The organism is Bacillus massiliglaciei (assembly GCF_900098925.1).
Taxonomy (GTDB): Bacteria; Bacillota; Bacilli; order Bacillales; family DSM-1321; genus Peribacillus; species Peribacillus massiliglaciei.
On record NZ_LT622357.1, the window covers coordinates 263,436 to 279,365 of the forward strand.

Below are 15,930 nucleotides of genomic sequence, written 5' to 3' on the forward strand. Positions count from 1 at the left end.
CCCTTATCGTTGAAAAGTATACTCATCGTTTTTATACTTTTTAAGCATAAGACTTTCCGCTTCCTTAAGCATGTCTTCATTTGGCTCAAACGGTTCCAGTTCTATGCCGAGACCCTGTTCAAATCCGTCATGAAACGCTTTCTTTAATTCATCCATTGTCACTTCACGGTCGAGAACATCCTGAATCGAAACCGCTTTATCTTTGAATCCCCTCTTCGCCCGCTCTTTCACGGCTTCGTTAGGAAAAATAAATAAGTCATACAGGAGATCTGTATCCATTGTCAAAGGAATGGACCCATGCTGCAGCACGACACCCTTTTGGCGGTTCTGCGCACTTCCAGCCGCTTTCCGCCCTGCAATTTCAAGCTCATACCATGAGGCTTCTTCAAAGCAGACTGCAGTCCCCGTCCGGCCGACCGGCTGATCAGGAAGCGCCAAATCCGCTTCAATCCCCAAATTCCTGTATCCTGCCAATATCCCCTGTGACAGCACGCGGTAGGCCTCTACCACTGAATGAGGAATTTTCTCATGATTTTCACTGACAATAATGCTGTAAGTAAGCTCATCATCATGAAGAACGGCCAGTCCTCCCGTAGGCCTTCTCACGATCTCAAAACCTTTTTCTTTCACGGCTTCAATATCTATGCGTCCTGCTGTTTTCTGGAATTTTCCCAAGGAAAGCCCGGCAGGCTCCCATCCGTAAAAACGCAGAACAGGCGGAATTAATCCCCGGCTGTGCCAATCGAGCAGCGTTTCATCCAACGCCATATTAAAAGCTGGACTTTGTATGCCAGAATCAATAAATAACCATCTTTCCCCCATGCCAATTCCACCATCCTGTCTCTCTGTTTATCCCTGTTGTCACTGATCAAAAAATCCTAAATTTCAGACATCCTTATCGTAGCATCCCCCATGAATTTGTCAATGTTTTTCCCCCAAATAGAAGGTCATCTTTCCTACCCTTCTACAGGCTCATCCAGCTCGAAAAACAGACGGCATATCAAGGTCTAAACGGAGCGGCCAAAAGCACAGACCATTTCCTCTGATCAAATGTCTCCCCGCGGGCAACAAAACAAATGATATCATGCAGCTTCCGTTTAGGATTCATTTCATAGGGGCAGACTGGTCACGAGGTGACATGAGGAATGATGAATTTCCCTACAATCCATACTAATTTTTGGGATGCGGTAATTGCCCTTCCTGCCGTTATGATTCTTACCCAGCTTATCAAGATTTTTTTTCGGGTACCCTCCCGATATGTCCCAACCGTTGCCATTGCTCTCGGACTGATTATCTCCATTTTCATCAGTCACCCCCATCATATCGTAGCTGGTCTCTTTATGGGCTGGTTCTATGGATATGCTGCTATCGGAAATTATGCTGGTTTGAGAACAACGGTATTAGCCTTCCGAAAAAAACATAATGCTCCTCCCAGCAAACAAAGCCAATAACGATTCTTGCACCTTCTCTGCGTTTTGCCTATATGGAAGGTGTTTTATTTTTGCTTCATCATAAGTATTTCTTATAAATTTACATAAATGATCCATATTTTACTTATAGAAGTGGAAGAGTAAATAATAAAGAGGAGAGCTCATCACTGACCATTCGCAGCTATTATAAATAAAGGGGGAGTAAAATGATTCTTGGACTGCATCACGCACAGATTACGATTCCGAAGGAGCATGAGGCTGAGGGGAAAAAATTTTATTGCGATATTCTAGGACTTCCCGAAAAAGAAAAACCTGAATCATTAAAGGGGCGCGGAGGGTTTTGGCTGAAAGTCGGAGATCAGGAGATTCATGTTGGAACTGAAGAAGATGTGGACCGTTTACAAACTAAAGCCCATCTTGCTTATCAGGTTGACCATATCTCTTATTGGAGAAATAGACTGGAGCAGCAGAACATTCAAATCATCGAAGCTGTTCAAATACCAGGTTATGAACGCTTTGAATTTAGGGACCCTTTCGGCAACAGAGTGGAAATCATTCAGGCCATTCCTTCTTAACTTGTCAAAGAAGGCGAGAAATCAATGATTGACATTCTCGCCTTTTTTATCCTTTAGACTGTTCAAAAAATCAATTTTACCCGATCATAATTTTCTCTTCCACATACCGGACAATTTGTTTTTTGTGGCCTCTCGCTAAAGCAAAGGCCAGCGTGAGCGGACCGACCCTTCCTGCAAACATCAGCAGAGATATGACGATTTTTCCGGCTCCGCTCAAATCCGGAGTCAGGCCTAACGACATACCGACCGTGCTGAATGCGGATATAACTTCAAATAAAAGCATATTTAACGGTGCCTTTTCGGTAATCGTCAGGATAAATACACAAATAAAAATCAAAGCCACTGAATAAACGGTAATTGAGAAAGCTCGGTAAATCACTCCTTTTGAAATCCGTCTTTCGAGAATATTAACTTCTTCTTTTCCTCTTATCAGTGTCCAAACAGCAAGCACCATTACAATGAAGGTCGTTACCTTGATTCCGCCGGCTGTACCTCCCGACCCTCCGCCAATAAACATGAGTGCCATCGTTACCATTTGGGAGCTCAGCGTCATATCTCCTGTATTCACTGAGTTAAATCCGGCTGTTCTCGGTACTACACCGTGAAAAAAAGCGCCTAATATCTTATCATTTAAAGACAGGCTGGCAAGCGTTCCCGGGTTTCTGTATTCCAGGACAAAAATCAACAGGGGGCCTAAAACATTGAGAACAATCGTCATGATCAGCACCAATTTTGTATGTAATGTATACTCTCTAAACGATTTTTTCCGTATGACATCGAGAATAACCGTATACCCGATCCCCCCAATAATCAGCAAAAAACTGATTGTCAAAATGACACTGATATCCCCTGTATAGTCCGTCAAACTCCGATACCCTCCCATGAGATCGAAACCGGCATTATTAAAAGCAGATACTGAGTGGAATATGCCGTAGTAAATCGATTCCGGGAAGCCGAAGTCCTTTGCCCAGCGGATGAATAAAATAAGAGCACCGACTGCCTCCACAATAAAAGTAAAGCCTGCCACGAATTTGACTAACCGAACCATTCCCTGAAGGGACAGCTGGTTCAATGACTCCTGGATCAGCAGCCGATCTTTCAGCCCGATATTTTTCCCAAGAAATAAGGCGATCAGGATACTGATTGTCATGAAGCCCAGTCCGCCCGCTTGAATCAGGAACAGTAACACAATCTGCCCAAAAACGGTAAATGTGGTATTTGTATCGACGACGACTAATCCTGTCACACAAACAGCAGAAGTAGCTTCAAATACAGCATCAATAAAAGACAAATGGTGCCTATCCTGTGTGGCAAACGGCAGCATAAGCAGCAGTGTCCCTGCTATAATCAAACCTAAAAAACTCAATGTCAGCATCTGTGCAGGATTCACATGAATCCATTTCAATGGTTTAGGCTGCCTGCTTTTTCTATACATCAGAACGATCCCCTAACTTTTAGCAGATATGATGAATGGTTTCTTACTTAAGCAAATATAATTCGTTCTAATTTCTTTGTAAATAGAAATTATCAAGCAGCCAAAAGACGAATAGAAGCCTTACTCTCCGCAAAAGGGTATTTAGGACTAAAAAACATCATTTTTAAATAATCAAACTATTCAAAACACACATTTATTTAAAAAAAGGTTTTACTTTCCAGGAAACAGGGTACTTAATACCCATAACCATTGAAACAGGAATGAGGAAAAAGTATTGGAAAACAAACAGGAAATCTTGAAACATCTTTTAAAAAAAGATATGGTCTACTTCTCACAACTCTACGCCCAATATGAAAAATTGTTAAGAAATGTAGCATTAAAACTGACCGGATCGGAATTCAGGTCGGATAACTTATTATCCCTCACCTTTCAAAATTTATGGGAGTCTCCCTCCAAATTTAAGGATTCTGATGATAAATCCATTTCTACCTTTCTCATGAAACAATTAATTTATAATTATTTATATTTGCAGCGAGTGGAAGGGAGACGTAACTAAGCTTTACCTTCAGAAGGATAATTAGTTAAACATAAGGGCTTCTCTGACACATACTCTCTTTTGCACCTCTCCTTAAAACTTCTCTGTGATCCGTGAGACACGCTTAAAACGCACACCTGCCCTGCTCCTCCTTTTACATAGAACAAACACGTCTGGCTAAATCCTTCTTCTTTATGAACCTTCTCTAGTCAAAAAGTTTGGGGAGACCCAAACTTTTTTTTGCTATTAACGACTGATCTTGCGAAACATTCCCTTATTTGGAACTTATTGAGATATAATGATCATATACATGTTATGGTTTCTTGCGTTCTTTATGAACAGAGAAGTAGAATCAGGCACTTTTTATCTAAAGTATAAAGGCGGAATGAATGATGGTAAATATAAGTGATTTGATTTTCCAACTAATTATCTTTATCTTTCTCATTGGTGTATTTTTTGCGGTCTTTTTCCTAGTCCGTTCCCTTCTTACTAAGAAGTCTGTAAAGTCTGACACTGCAGATCAAAAGCTTGATCGGATCATTCAGTTACTTGAACAAGATAAAAAAGAATAAACCGCGACACAAGTAAAGCCCGACTAGTATCAGTTGGGCTTTACTTTATGTGCAGGCCGTCGAAAAGAAACCGCCAGGGTACATTCTGGTGGCCGCCCTTTTGCCATACAGCTTACATTTCAAATTTCTCTTTTCTGATTTCTTTATACCGCGCTTCATTGATTTCTTCTTTTTGGACTGTCCCATCCACCCATTCTGTGAATGAGGTTTTGGTTAATGTCATGTTTCCCTGATCCGTCATTCTGGTTAGTAACGGCTGCTTGTTAAAGGGCGATTCCGGATGGTCCGTGATGACTCGCTGAATTATATTTAATTCCGTCATATTCTTGATTGCATCATTAGAATCAAAGGCGTACCCTTTTTTCCAATCGTGATCCTTATAACGTAATTTCATATACAAGATAAAATTCCCCTGTTCACTCTCTGTGCTCTCCACTCGAAACTCCCCGTTTTTAGATGTTATGATTTCTCCATCTAACGGAACAGGCTTCAAGGGCAGGTTCCCTCCGAACCCTGTATCAACCAAATAATAGCGGCCCTCCTGTAAAAGAAGATTCGTCACATGGGTTTTCCCTGTCGTACTCCACTGTTGGTTTTTTTGATCATAAACGGTCCCTCGAACCAAGACGGCATCAAATCCGTTTTCCTTTAAAAAGTAATGAAGGATTGTGTTTAATTCATAGCAGAGTCCGCCTTCCTTCTGCTCCAGGATTTTCGCATGCAAAGAGTCCTTGGTCAGTTCAGCTGTCTTTTTCTCAATTACACATACATTCTCAAACGGAATTGTTTTAGCTGTTTTTTCGAGTACTTCCCCTAAATCTTCAAATCTCATTTTTTTATCATATGGAAAACCGATTCTGTCGCGAAATCGTTTGTTGATCGATGTCATATCGTTTACTCCTTGTACAGATCAATTATTTTACATTCCTTTTCCCTTTCTATTATACGCTATTTGATCGATTTAAAAGGCTTTGCACTCTCTGCAGCAAAAAACACCCCCAATTGGAGGTGTTTTACTGTGTTCTTCATAGAGGCAGATTAAATCTTAAATCTCTGAATCATTTCATTCAGGGATTCAGAAATCGTCGTAAGTGAATACGCTGCTGACTGGATTTCTTCCATTGCAGCCAATTGCTCCTGAGTGGAGGCTGCAATCTGATTGGCCGTTTCTGTGTTGTTTCCAGATAATAGGGATACTTGCTTCATTTTTTCAGTTACAGCACCGACACCCATGCTGAGCTGTTCTGTTATCATTCCAATATGTTCGATTTGGTTAGTGACAGACGAAATAGTACCTGAAATGCTGCTGAATTGTTTCGACGACGTCATGGAAATTTCGCTGCCGGTCACAACATTCTCCTTTACTTCCTTCATCGTTAAAACGGTTTCGCTTGATGTTCCTTGAATTCTTTGAATCAGCTCCCGGATTTGATCAGCAGATCTGCCGGATTGCTCGGCCAGTTTTCGAACCTCTTCGGCTACGACCGCAAACCCTCTGCCGTGTTCTCCCGCTCTTGCCGATTCAATGGCAGCATTTAAAGCCAGCAAATTGGTTTGGTCTGCAATTTCATTAATAAGGGAGGTGATTTTCCCAATCTCCACCGCATCATTTGCCAAAAGGTTTATTTTGCTGTCGGCTTCATCTACTGATTTATGAATATAGTTCATAGAAGCACCGACTTGTGTCACCAATTTTTCTCCTTCGTTTGCCTGTTGCATGACTTCTTTGGCAACCTGTGAAACGGTTTCCACTTTACTAGCTATGGCCGTGATGCCCTCAAAAGCTTTTGTCACTTCCAATGTACTTGATTCAAGATGCGATGATTGTTCGCTCATATTCGCAGAAAGGTTTTGAAGATTAGCTGAAACCTGATCTGCAGAGGACTTTGTTTGTTCGGCACTTGCAGCAAATTCCTGCGATGAGGCCGCCGTTTGCTCAGAAGAAATCCCCAATTGGCCGATCATTTCTCTTAAAGTTAAGCAAAATTGATTAAAGGATTGGGCGACTTCCCCTATTTCATCTTTATTTTTGACGGTAATCGTTTTCGTCAAATCGCCGCTTCCAGTTGAAATCTCATTCATTTGTTTTTTCAGCTGGCCAAGCGGAAGTAAAATCGCTCTGAGCAGCAGGAAGCTTAAGATTACTCCTAAGACAGATGCGATAGCAGTAAGCGTGCCCACCATGATTTCTCGTTGCTGTAACGTCTGTTCCAAGTCTTTCTGTGCTGCTTCTGCTTTATCATCGAGATTTTCGATAAATGACTCAAAGGATGGATCCAGCACCTCTTTGCGTAATTTGCGCTCTTCTCCAAAATGGATTTCTTCTGCTTTCTCTTGTTCGTCCGGATTCGTACTTGTTACTTTTTTACTTTCGTCATAATACAGATTAAAGTTTTCTTCAATTTTCTCGATTTCCGCCTTCTCTGCCTCGCTTGGTGCTGTTGTTTCTAACTCAGCAAATTGGCTCAGAATTTCACTGGATTTATCTTCCATTTCTTTCGCATAATTATCATCACGAGTAAGTAAAAAGCCGCGCTCATCATTTGAAAAACCAGCCAGTCGATATTGAATCTGCTTGGTTATATGCTGCATTTCCTTAAGATTCTCAAGATTTTTATTCTCCTTTATACTCCTGTTAAAAGAAGTAATCGACAAGCCTCCTATAATAAAAATGGATGCAAGCAGGATTGTTACTACTGAGATTAACCTTATTTTTATACTCATAAAATATCCTCCTAATGGCCTATAGCATAACACTTTCATTATATCGGCCGAGAGGTATACGATTTTAACTTATGATTCACTGCCTGCAGTTTCTGCATGAAGCATACATTTACAATAAAAAAACCTTAAATCATTAGAAAAGTTAAGCAAAATCGGCTTTATTGTCTTCTCCGTTCAATATCATTTTAACTTATCCTTAACAATAAATTTACATAACTATAAAAGATTCTCACTTACATCAGCTATTCAAAATCTTACTCTATATAATCTAATATACATTCAATAGTTTTCTAACGGATTAGGAGTCTTTAAAATAATTTGCGATGAATACTTGAAATATAACTTTGTGTATGACGCCGTCGCGGTGCAAAACCCGTAAATTGTCTTCATAAGCATAATTCTCATACTCTCAGCCCTTCCTATGATATCCTTATATTGGAGGCTGCGCAGTTTAGCAGCACCTTAGAAAGAGATTAAATATTATTTGTCCACACCTTTTCGCTCCATTTATATATATATCTTTTAATTAAGTCAGAAAGGAGTGATATTCTTTGAGAGACATGTTGAAAGTATTGGCGATCTCTCTTATTGGCGGGTATATGTTTAGTCTGCTCCACATCCCGATTCCGTGGATGCTCGGCCCGATTTTTTCCATTTTAATTGCCCAATTCCTCTATAAAGGAACATTATTATGGTCGCCAAAGCTCCGCGATTTCGGACTGGTTATTGTCGGAATTGCCATCGGCGAGCAATTCAACCTCGCCCTTTTCAGGGGCATTGGCATTCTATTACTCTATATGCTGCTGTTAAACGTCATTCTTATCGCCTGCTCCGTCGTGCTGGCGCTCGGATTAAGCAAATGGTCAAAATTACCGCTGAAATCCATGGTATTAGGGACCATTCCAGGCGGATTAGGGCAAATCGTCGTTTTTGCAGAAGAAGAAAAAGATGTCGACCTAGCAGCAGTTACCTATTTCCATATTGTCCGTCTTCTGCTGGTTGTTGTCTTTATTCCGTTTATTGTATCAGGCCATATCATCAGCAAACCTCCAGTGGATGTCCCCTTGACATTCGGGTTAGCCGGATTAATCCTTACTGCCTGGGGCTGTTCCTATATGGCGAAACGCCTGAAAATGCCCATTGCCTATTTCTTGACACCCATCCTGCTGATTATCGGGCTGCAGCTGACATCCTTTGACTTAGCACCGCTGCCATCCCCTGTCATGAACGGGGCCCAGCTGCTAATCGGAGCCCATATCGGTCTATTGCTGAAGCCGCATATGATTAAGCTCCCCTACCGCTATTTACTGGCAGGGATTATGAGTGCTGTCGGGCTGATTTTCCTAACCTATGGCACTAGCTTTATCGTATCCTCCTTTTTAGGATACTCCTTTGCCACCAGCTTCTTAAGCACAGCACCAGGCGGACTCGACCAAATGGTATTGCTGGCAGATGCAGTCGGTGCCGACGTCTCAGTCATCTCCGTCTTCCAGGTCTTCAGGCTGCTCTTTATCTTCCTGCTTGTCATGCCGGCCTTAAGGTTTTACTATCAAATTGCAGCCAAAAAACAAGTACTGGAACGAAAACGGGGAATTGTTTAGGTAAATAATAGAATAAAAAAATCCAATTGGTGCTGCACCCCAGAAGTTAGAGTTCAAAATCTAAGTTCTGGGGTGTTTTTCTATGGTGAAATATAGTAAAGAAACGAAATTAAAACTCGTAAGGGAATATCTATCAGGTAGTTTAAGCTATCATCAATTAGCCCAAAAATACGGCATACCAAATCGTACATCCATACAAAACTGGGTACGTTCTTATAAAGAATTTGGAGAAGCAGGCATAGAAAGGAAACGGGGAAAACAAGTTTATTCTGTTCAATTCAAACGTACTGTATTACACTTTATGAAACAAACAGAGGCTTCTTACTATGATACAGCGATGGAATTTAACCTGAATAACCCTTCTTTAATTGCCAATTGGAGAAGGAAATAATTAGATGAAGGGATAGAAGGCCTCGAAGAAAAAAGGAAAGGACGGCTTCCTATGTCTAAAAAAGCTAAACTGAATGGATCTAAGCGGGGAACAGAATCTCGTGAAGAACAGTTAGAGCGTGAAAATGAGCTGCTTCGATTAGAGGTTGCGTATTTAAAAAAGCTAAACGCTTTTCAGGAGAACCCGGATGCCTTCCTCGAAAAGCACAGGCAGCGCTGGCATTCGAACTCCACGAAGAAGGATTCCGATTAATCGATGTCCTTGAAGTAGTAGGGATTCCTGAAGCTACGTATCATTATCACATCCAACAATGTAAGAAAGAAGATCCTGATCAAAAATGGAAAGATATCATTCTAGAATTGTTTAAAAAACATAAAGGACGATACGGATACCGCCGGATTCATTCGGAATTAAAGGCACACGGTCATGTCATCAATCATAAAAAAGTGCAGCGAATTATGGGGGAGCTAGACTTAAAATGTGGAAAATTCACATGTAAATCCCGCTATAATTCCTACAGAGGGAAGGTGGGGAAAGTGGCTAAAAACCGTTTGAACCGTCGGTTTACTGCCCCTTACCGCCTTCAAAAATTAGTAACAGATGTGACAGAGTTTAAATGTACAGGAAATGAAAAACTGTATTTAAGTCCGATAGTAGACCTTCATAACGGTGAAATTATCTCTTTCGGGATTTCTAACAGACCCACACTGGATTTGGTTTTAGCCCCATTGAACCAAGCAATAGATATAGTTAAAAATGAAGCTGGCTATCGCACAACCATTCATTCAGACCAAGGCTGGCAGTATCAACATAATAAATGGGTGAAGGCACTAAAGGTCAACAAAATCTTTCAAAGTATGTCCCGAAAAGCCACGTGTGCAGATAACGCAGCCATGGAGAATTTCTTTGGGATTCTGAAACAGGAAATGTATTACGGGGAAGAACTCATATCGTATGGTGAGCTTAAGAAAAAAATAGCAGAGTACATCGATTATTATAACCACATACGGATTAAGCAAAAATTGGCTGGCTTAAGTCCAGTGCAGTACCGAACTCAAACCAGCCAACCAGCTGCATAATATAAACTCTAACTTTATGGGGTCACTACCATTTCTCACCAAGAAATTGGATTTTTTGTTTATATGCATGGATTTTCGATAGATTTTATCCTGTTTTAAGGAATAACTATTCTTATAATAAGAACTATTTTATGTTTTTGATTTTACTGAGAATATAAAGCTGGAGCCCTAAAACGATGCCGATTAAGACACTAAGAATGAAAAACGGGCCATTATCTTCTCCAATAACAGGTAATAACAGAAATAATATAGCTTCACTGATAACCACACCGAGCACAATATATAGGAAAGCTTTCATTCAGGCACTCCCTCCCAAACAATTCTATCATACTCTTTATTTAGCTGAAGAATTCTTATCGATTGGAGCCTTTTCCAGCTGGCTCTCAAGTCTATTCATCTATCCCTAACTGAATTTCCTGAGTTTCTTCTTTTATTTGGCCAATTAAGGAAAGAACCGAACCGACTGCCTGAATCCAGCTGCCGAGTACCCCCATGAATTGTGCATCTGCATCCTGTTCATCCTCAAGCTGATACATTCCGCCCAAGGCCTGCATGGAATTCCCAATCCCTTGCAAGAGTCCCCCGATTATATTAAAGGACCGTCCAGAAGGCGTGTTATCTTCAAACTCATCTGTTAAACCGACGAAACTCCCCAGGGCCTGCAGCCAATTACCCGTAACGATCAATCTTTGATCAACATGATCTTCAAATTTGATAAGCAAACCGATGATTACTGTGGAATTTCCTACAGCTTGTGTAACATCCCCAATATACTCCAATGAAAGTATATTTCCCTGACCATCAACAGATAAAGCATTCCCCGTTGCTTGCAGGACATTCCCCTGAAGCCTTAAATGAAAGCTGGCCTTTTTCCCGATTCCCTTAAAAGGAGTGCTCCCAATAGCTGACTCAATGGTGCCTATTGCCGACAGAACCGAACCAAAAATCTCTTTAAAATGGCTTCCCATCCTACTCCCCCAGCTATTTGTTATAGGCATATTATTCATTGTCAGGGGGAAAGGTTTATCATTATAAATGTATTATTGTTTTTACAAAATGAAAAAGTTCTTGGACAAAATAAATATGCTTTATACATAAATGAGCCCGGGAAAAATTCCCGAGCTCTTGCACTTAAATCTCGACATATTCAACGATAACCCGAGAGACTGAGAACTCTTCGTCTGTCCGTATATCAATCTTTTGAAGCGGGGTCGTATCAGGTAAAATCATACCTCTCTCCTCAGCTTCCTCCCTCGCCATTTCAAGTATTTCTTTCCCTGCCTCTATCGCGTCCTTGCGAGAGCTTCCCGCAGTATAGCTCATTCCGAAGCCTGCGTTCCAAAGATCCGGAAACTAAAGGGCGACCGCATACTCTCCCTTTTTGCTTTGATGCCATTCATACCACATAATTGCCGCATACTTCATATTACATTTCTCCTTCACGGTTGTTTTGCAACCAGGTCGAGAAGATACATCACTCCCTATCCTCCCGACCTAGTTACTTTCCTCCCGTGCCTTGACAATCTCTGTAAGCTGCATTGCCTCTCCTCCATACATTCTTTAAGATTAATTATACACAAAAAATGGAAAATAACGTGAAGAGAAGCCTCCCACAAAGAGGTCCCCTTTATATCAGCGGACCATTTTCCTTTCATTTAACTTAAACAAGCTTAATAATATAAACATTCCCTTATACGAAAAAAATACAGAGTATTTTATAAGAGATAAATGGAACAAACCTATTAATTTAACTTGAATCAGAAAAAACCCTATGATTGCATTGATCAGATCATGGATGCAGAGTAATTTCATTGCTGCAACATTCAAGTATGCTTTTATTGTATGTTTGGACTTTATCAGTTAAACCAAACAAAAAAGCCTGCTATAATACGGATAACCGTAATATAACAGGCTTTTTCACTGTAACGTCCCAGGAGAGATTCGAACTCCCGACCGACGCCTTAGAAGGGCGTTGCTCTATCCAGCTGAGCTACTGGGACATGATAAATATTATGTATGTCTCAAGGGATTTCCTTAGGACACTTCTTATTATATGTATTTACACCAAGTAAGTCAACATATTTTTTAAAAATAATTTCTCCAAGTGAAAATTGGTTGTAAAACAGGAAGGTTTGCCCTTCCTGCTGTTATTATACCCTATTTCAAGACAGTTGGTAAATGCGGCTTAGTGCCTGCACGGGATTTCCTTCTGTATCGAAGAAAGTGACCTTAGCTTCTTCCCCGTTGATTTCTAGAATGACGTAGGTTTTTTCAATCCGCCCTCTAGGCTGGCGGATGCTGCCTGGATTAATGAACAGGCTTTTGCCGATCATTTCGGATCCAGCTGCATGTGAATGGCCGAAACAGACGATATCAGCTTCCGCTTCTTCGCTTTTATAGGCAAGATTCATTAAGGTCATTTTGACATTGTAATGATGGCCGTGTGTCACGAAGAATCGCCTGCCCCCAATTGTTTCGGTCAGGTCATTTGGGTAGGCTGCGTCATAATCACAGTTTCCCCGGACAGCAAGCAGGCTGTCCATTTCCGGTGCATCTTTTGGAAGTTCTGAATCTCCGCAGTGAATAGCCGCTTCTATTTCTCCTTCATGCCGGGCCTTGATCTGTTGGATTTCTTCCGTCAGTCCATGGCTGTCACTCATGATCAGCACTTTCATTACTGATTCCCTTCTTCCTGTCCCAGAAATGCATCCAATTTCCCTTCTAGTGCTTTCAAGGCATTGGCCCGGTGGCTGACGCGGTTCTTCTCTTCCTTTGTCATTTCGGCAGCCGTTTTTCCGAATTCTTTGGAGTAAAAGACGGGATCGTAGCCAAAGCCATTTTCCCCCGCTTGTTCTTCGGCAATATATCCTTCAAACGTTCCGGAGACGGTAATGGTTTTTTGGTTTGGCGAGGCGAGTGCCAAAGCACAGTAAAAACGGGCTGTTCTTTTCTCCATTGGAACTCCCTTCAATTCATTGAGGAGCTTTGCCATATTGGCGGCGTCATCCTTCTGTTCTCCGGCATAACGGGCGGAGTAGACGCCAGGCCTTCCATCCAGTGCATCCACAATCAATCCAGAATCATCAGAAATGACAAATGTATTCATTTCTTTGGCAATGGCTTCCGCTTTTAAAATTGCATTTTCTTCAAATGTGGTGCCGGTCTCCTCTACATCTGGAGCTCCCGCGACATCTAACAGGGTTTTGACCTGATAGCCTTTTTTTCCGAACAGGCTTTCAAATTCTTTTGCCTTACCGGCATTTTTTGTGGCAATGATGACGGTTTTCACGTGATTACTCTCCTTCTGATCGCTCTGTATTGGTGTTATCTACATCCAGTCTATCATATCCTGGGAGGACTTTTCACTTGAGCGGATAATTGAAAAAAAGGAATTTTTTATTGAAAGATTCAGAACCTTGTAATAGAATGGGGTTGTAAATAATTGAATACCTGAACACTAGGGGATCCCTTGATAAGGGCTGAGAATAAAGTAGTTACTTTTAAACCCTCATAACCTGATTAGATTAGTATCTGCGTAGGGAAGCTGTATTTGGTTTGCATATTTTTGTATCCGCAAACGACACCCAACCACTTTTCTACTTGAGGAAAGTGGTTTTTTATTTGATACATTCCCTGCAAGCTTACTGATTTCTTCTGTAAAAGAGGTGAAACGATGAAGCTGATGGCTGTAACGGATGATACTCATTCGGTTCCTGAACTGGCAGACAAAATCATCCGGATTCAGCAGCGGATTGATTGTATCCAAATCCGTGAAAAGACGAAGACCGAAGAGGAAATTCTTGCTTTAGCGGCGTTGCTTGAGGATCGTGAATTCCCAAAAGAAAAGCTGATCCTGAATTCCCAGGCAGATTTGGCATGGGCGGCAGGCATTCCCGCTGTGCACCTGCCCGAATCAGGCGAATCAGTGAAAACCATCAAACAGCGTTATCCGCAATTAAGAATCGGGCGCTCCGTCCACTCCTTAGAGGGAGCACGACAGGCAGAAATCGATGGTGCAGACTATGTCATGTATGGGCATTGTTTCGAAACGAACAGCAAAAAGGGACAGGCCCCGAATGGCTTGCACCCGTTAAAAAAAATCAAAGAAGAACTGACGATTCCCGTCTATGCGATTGGCGGGATAACAGCGGACCGAATTCCGATGGTAACGGCAGATGGAATCGCCGTTATGTCGGGTATCTTTTCTGTCCAAGATCCGCTTGCTTCAACAATCCAATTATATGAGGCGATGAAACGATGAAAAAGAACTGTGAAGCTGTCATTATAGGCGGAGGAATTATTGGCTGCTCCATCGCCTATTATTTAGCAAAGGAAAAGCTGGATGTGGCTTTATTTGAGGAAGGGTCGATCGGCGCGAACACGACGAGTGCGGCAGCCGGGATGCTTGGTTCCCATTCAGAATGCGAAGGGGATTATGATGTTTTCTTTCCTTTTGCCAGAAGCAGTCAGGCCGCATACGCCACGCTGAAGGATGAATTATTCGAGCTCAGCGGGATTGATATCGGCTATAAAACAGGCGGAATTCTGAAGCTTGCCTATTCAGAATTGGACAAAGCAAAGCTTCAGTCTCTTCTGACCCAGCCTACCGTTCAGTGGCTGGAACCAAAATCTGTCCGGGAAATGGAACCCGCCGTAACGCCAGATCTGACAGGGGCAGCCTACATAAAAGATGATGTAAGCGTCCTTCCGATTGGGGCCTGCCGGGCATTCGCAGAGAGCGCTATGAAGCTTGGCGCTTCTCTCATTGAGCATACAGCGGTTGAATCAGTCCAAAAACGGGGCAGCCGTTATATCGTTCATACCAATCAAGGCTCGGTTACGGCCGATCATGTTGTCGTGGCAAACGGCATTCAAAGCACTGCCTTTTTCAAAGAGCTGGGGCTCCCCCATCAGCTATCCCCCGTCAAAGGCGAGTGCCTTTCCGTGAACGATGAAAAAGGAAGCCTTGAGCACACGCTTTTCCATGATTTTTTCTATATCATGCCACGCAAAAACGGCAGGCTCGTCATCGGTGCCACGATGATCGAGAACGACTGGGATACAGGTGTCAGCCTGAATGGGATTGAGACTCTCATTTCGAAAGCGAAAAGAATGTATCCGGCGGTTGAAGAGATGAAAGTTGATTCAGTCTGGGCAGGATTACGGCCGCAAACCTTTGATCAACGCCCGTTCATCGGCCGCCATCCGGAGGAAGAAGGAATCATTTTTGCGTCCGGCCATTACCGGAACGGAATCCTGCTGGCACCGGCAACAGGCCAGATGGTCCGAGACTTGATCCTAAACAGGAAGATTAAAAGCGAATGGCTGGAGGCCTTCAAAGTTGAGCGCCCCATGCCAATGAAAGTCGGAGGGTGATAAAACAGATGGTCATTCAATTAAACGGAAATCAGGTTGATTTGCCAGAAGAGATTCATAATGTGGAACAATTGCTGTCCCATTATCACTTGGAAGATAAGATTGTCGTTGTGGAAGTGAACAGGGATATCATTCCGAAAGAAACATACCCGGCAAGCGGGCTGTCAAACGGAGATCGAGTAGAAATTATCCATTTTGTAGGAGGCGGTTGA

At 42.1% G+C, this 15,930-nt stretch carries 19 protein-coding genes, 1 tRNA gene and 1 riboswitch; of the genes, 10 read left to right on the top strand and 10 right to left on the bottom strand.

Annotated elements, in window-relative coordinates:
* Positions 1–3 precede the first annotated feature (3 nt).
* Positions 4–822 carry a lipoate--protein ligase family protein gene (locus tag BQ4305_RS06970; RefSeq protein WP_110927125.1) on the bottom strand — a complete coding sequence of 273 codons (819 nt, stop codon included), beginning with the start codon at positions 820–822 and terminating at the stop codon, positions 4–6.
* A gap of 326 nt (positions 823–1,148) precedes the next feature.
* Here BQ4305_RS06970 and BQ4305_RS06975 point away from each other — a divergent pair, with 326 nt between their 5' ends.
* Together BQ4305_RS06975 and BQ4305_RS06980 are read left to right on the top strand one after the other, a co-directional pair.
* On the top strand, positions 1,149–1,451 hold the full coding sequence (locus tag BQ4305_RS06975; protein ID WP_110927359.1) for a hypothetical protein: 303 nt from the start codon (positions 1,149–1,151) through the stop codon (positions 1,449–1,451).
* Between the two features lie 185 nt (positions 1,452–1,636).
* Positions 1,637–2,005: a VOC family protein gene (locus BQ4305_RS06980; protein ID WP_110927126.1), complete on the top strand. Its 369-nt coding sequence runs from the start codon at positions 1,637–1,639 to the stop codon at positions 2,003–2,005.
* A gap of 76 nt (positions 2,006–2,081) precedes the next feature.
* Here the strand turns inward: BQ4305_RS06980 and BQ4305_RS06985 are convergent, their stop codons facing one another.
* Entirely contained in the window at positions 2,082–3,440 is a 1,359-nt protein-coding gene (locus BQ4305_RS06985) for a TrkH family potassium uptake protein (protein ID WP_110927127.1), read from the bottom strand.
* Between the two features lie 319 nt (positions 3,441–3,759).
* On the opposite strand from BQ4305_RS06985, the gene BQ4305_RS22230 reads away from it, so the two are divergent.
* The gene (locus tag BQ4305_RS22230) at positions 3,760–3,996 is read left to right on the top strand and encodes a sigma factor (RefSeq protein WP_407640146.1); all 237 of its coding nucleotides are present in this window, start codon (positions 3,760–3,762) and stop codon (positions 3,994–3,996) included.
* Positions 3,997–4,367: 371 nt separating this feature from the next.
* Positions 4,368–4,547, top strand: coding sequence for a DUF4083 family protein (locus BQ4305_RS06995; RefSeq protein WP_110927129.1), 180 nt, complete (start codon positions 4,368–4,370; stop codon positions 4,545–4,547).
* A 112-nt stretch (positions 4,548–4,659) separates the two neighbouring features.
* On the opposite strand, the gene BQ4305_RS07000 is transcribed toward BQ4305_RS06995, so the two are convergent.
* Positions 4,660–5,436 carry an arylamine N-acetyltransferase family protein gene (locus BQ4305_RS07000; protein WP_110927130.1) on the bottom strand — a complete coding sequence of 259 codons (777 nt, stop codon included), beginning with the start codon at positions 5,434–5,436 and terminating at the stop codon, positions 4,660–4,662.
* 149 nt (positions 5,437–5,585) lie between these two features.
* The gene (locus BQ4305_RS07005; RefSeq protein ID WP_110927131.1) at positions 5,586–7,310 is read right to left on the bottom strand and encodes a methyl-accepting chemotaxis protein; all 1,725 of its coding nucleotides are present in this window, start codon (positions 7,308–7,310) and stop codon (positions 5,586–5,588) included.
* Between the two features lie 521 nt (positions 7,311–7,831).
* Here BQ4305_RS07005 and BQ4305_RS07010 point away from each other — a divergent pair.
* The 3 genes from BQ4305_RS07010 to BQ4305_RS07020 all read left to right on the top strand — a co-directional run bounded on the left by BQ4305_RS07010 (position 7,832) and on the right by BQ4305_RS07020 (position 10,342).
* Positions 7,832–8,872, top strand: coding sequence for an AbrB family transcriptional regulator (locus BQ4305_RS07010; RefSeq protein WP_110927360.1), 1,041 nt, complete (start codon positions 7,832–7,834; stop codon positions 8,870–8,872).
* A gap of 82 nt (positions 8,873–8,954) precedes the next feature.
* Positions 8,955–9,263, top strand: coding sequence for a helix-turn-helix domain-containing protein (locus tag BQ4305_RS07015; RefSeq protein WP_110927132.1), 309 nt, complete (start codon positions 8,955–8,957; stop codon positions 9,261–9,263).
* Between the two features lie 137 nt (positions 9,264–9,400).
* Entirely contained in the window at positions 9,401–10,342 is a 942-nt protein-coding gene (locus BQ4305_RS07020) for an IS3 family transposase (protein ID WP_110927133.1), read from the top strand.
* Between the two features lie 124 nt (positions 10,343–10,466).
* Here BQ4305_RS07020 and BQ4305_RS21365 read toward each other — a convergent pair whose 3' ends face one another.
* From BQ4305_RS21365 to BQ4305_RS07045, 6 genes are all read right to left on the bottom strand, one after another.
* Positions 10,467–10,640: a hypothetical protein gene (locus BQ4305_RS21365; protein WP_199880602.1), complete on the bottom strand. Its 174-nt coding sequence runs from the start codon at positions 10,638–10,640 to the stop codon at positions 10,467–10,469.
* Positions 10,641–10,731: 91 nt separating this feature from the next.
* The gene (locus BQ4305_RS07025; protein ID WP_110927134.1) at positions 10,732–11,310 is read right to left on the bottom strand and encodes a DUF6944 family repetitive protein; all 579 of its coding nucleotides are present in this window, start codon (positions 11,308–11,310) and stop codon (positions 10,732–10,734) included.
* A 163-nt stretch (positions 11,311–11,473) separates the two neighbouring features.
* Positions 11,474–11,665: a hypothetical protein gene (locus BQ4305_RS07030; RefSeq protein WP_110927135.1), complete on the bottom strand. Its 192-nt coding sequence runs from the start codon at positions 11,663–11,665 to the stop codon at positions 11,474–11,476.
* A gap of 603 nt (positions 11,666–12,268) precedes the next feature.
* Positions 12,269–12,342: transfer RNA gene (locus BQ4305_RS07035), tRNA-Arg, on the bottom strand.
* Between the two features lie 162 nt (positions 12,343–12,504).
* Positions 12,505–13,017, bottom strand: a complete 513-nt coding sequence (locus tag BQ4305_RS07040) for a metallophosphoesterase family protein (RefSeq protein WP_110927136.1) — start codon at positions 13,015–13,017, stop codon at positions 12,505–12,507.
* Positions 13,017–13,631 (bottom strand): XTP/dITP diphosphatase, encoded by a 615-nt coding sequence (locus BQ4305_RS07045; protein WP_110927137.1) that lies wholly within the window; start codon positions 13,629–13,631, stop codon positions 13,017–13,019. Before BQ4305_RS07045 ends, BQ4305_RS07040 begins: the two co-directional genes overlap by 1 nt.
* A gap of 160 nt (positions 13,632–13,791) precedes the next feature.
* A riboswitch (TPP riboswitch) is annotated at positions 13,792–13,902 on the top strand.
* A 113-nt stretch (positions 13,903–14,015) separates the two neighbouring features.
* On the opposite strand from BQ4305_RS07045, the gene BQ4305_RS07050 reads away from it, so the two are divergent.
* From BQ4305_RS07050 to thiS, 3 genes are read left to right on the top strand one after another with little or no spacing between them, the layout of a single operon-like run.
* Positions 14,016–14,603, top strand: a complete 588-nt coding sequence (locus BQ4305_RS07050; RefSeq protein WP_110927138.1) for a thiamine phosphate synthase — start codon at positions 14,016–14,018, stop codon at positions 14,601–14,603.
* Positions 14,600–15,718: a glycine oxidase ThiO gene (thiO, locus tag BQ4305_RS07055; protein WP_110927139.1), complete on the top strand. Its 1,119-nt coding sequence runs from the start codon at positions 14,600–14,602 to the stop codon at positions 15,716–15,718. Before BQ4305_RS07050 ends, thiO begins: the two co-directional genes overlap by 4 nt.
* Positions 15,719–15,726: 8 nt before the next feature.
* A complete protein-coding gene (gene thiS / locus BQ4305_RS07060) occupies positions 15,727–15,930 on the top strand; it encodes a sulfur carrier protein ThiS (protein ID WP_110927140.1) in 204 nt (67 codons plus the stop codon).

Coding starts and splice junctions, on each gene's coding strand:
- BQ4305_RS06970 (WP_110927125.1), bottom strand. CDS start 822: ATGGGGGAAAGATGGTTATTTATTGATTCTGGCATACAAAGTCCAGCT.
- BQ4305_RS06975 (WP_110927359.1), top strand. CDS start 1,149: ATGAATTTCCCTACAATCCATACTAATTTTTGGGATGCGGTAATTGCC.
- BQ4305_RS06980 (WP_110927126.1), top strand. CDS start 1,637: ATGATTCTTGGACTGCATCACGCACAGATTACGATTCCGAAGGAGCAT.
- BQ4305_RS06985 (WP_110927127.1), bottom strand. CDS start 3,440: ATGTATAGAAAAAGCAGGCAGCCTAAACCATTGAAATGGATTCATGTG.
- BQ4305_RS22230 (WP_407640146.1), top strand. CDS start 3,760: ATGGTCTACTTCTCACAACTCTACGCCCAATATGAAAAATTGTTAAGA.
- BQ4305_RS06995 (WP_110927129.1), top strand. CDS start 4,368: ATGGTAAATATAAGTGATTTGATTTTCCAACTAATTATCTTTATCTTT.
- BQ4305_RS07000 (WP_110927130.1), bottom strand. CDS start 5,436: ATGACATCGATCAACAAACGATTTCGCGACAGAATCGGTTTTCCATAT.
- BQ4305_RS07005 (WP_110927131.1), bottom strand. CDS start 7,310: ATGAAAGTGTTATGCTATAGGCCATTAGGAGGATATTTTATGAGTATA.
- BQ4305_RS07010 (WP_110927360.1), top strand. CDS start 7,832: ATGTTGAAAGTATTGGCGATCTCTCTTATTGGCGGGTATATGTTTAGT.
- BQ4305_RS07015 (WP_110927132.1), top strand. CDS start 8,955: ATGGTGAAATATAGTAAAGAAACGAAATTAAAACTCGTAAGGGAATAT.
- BQ4305_RS21365 (WP_199880602.1), bottom strand. CDS start 10,640: ATGAAAGCTTTCCTATATATTGTGCTCGGTGTGGTTATCAGTGAAGCT.
- BQ4305_RS07025 (WP_110927134.1), bottom strand. CDS start 11,310: ATGGGAAGCCATTTTAAAGAGATTTTTGGTTCGGTTCTGTCGGCAATA.
- BQ4305_RS07030 (WP_110927135.1), bottom strand. CDS start 11,665: ATGAGCTATACTGCGGGAAGCTCTCGCAAGGACGCGATAGAGGCAGGG.
- BQ4305_RS07040 (WP_110927136.1), bottom strand. CDS start 13,017: ATGAAAGTGCTGATCATGAGTGACAGCCATGGACTGACGGAAGAAATC.
- BQ4305_RS07050 (WP_110927138.1), top strand. CDS start 14,016: ATGAAGCTGATGGCTGTAACGGATGATACTCATTCGGTTCCTGAACTG.
- thiO (WP_110927139.1), top strand. CDS start 14,600: ATGAAAAAGAACTGTGAAGCTGTCATTATAGGCGGAGGAATTATTGGC.
- thiS (WP_110927140.1), top strand. CDS start 15,727: ATGGTCATTCAATTAAACGGAAATCAGGTTGATTTGCCAGAAGAGATT.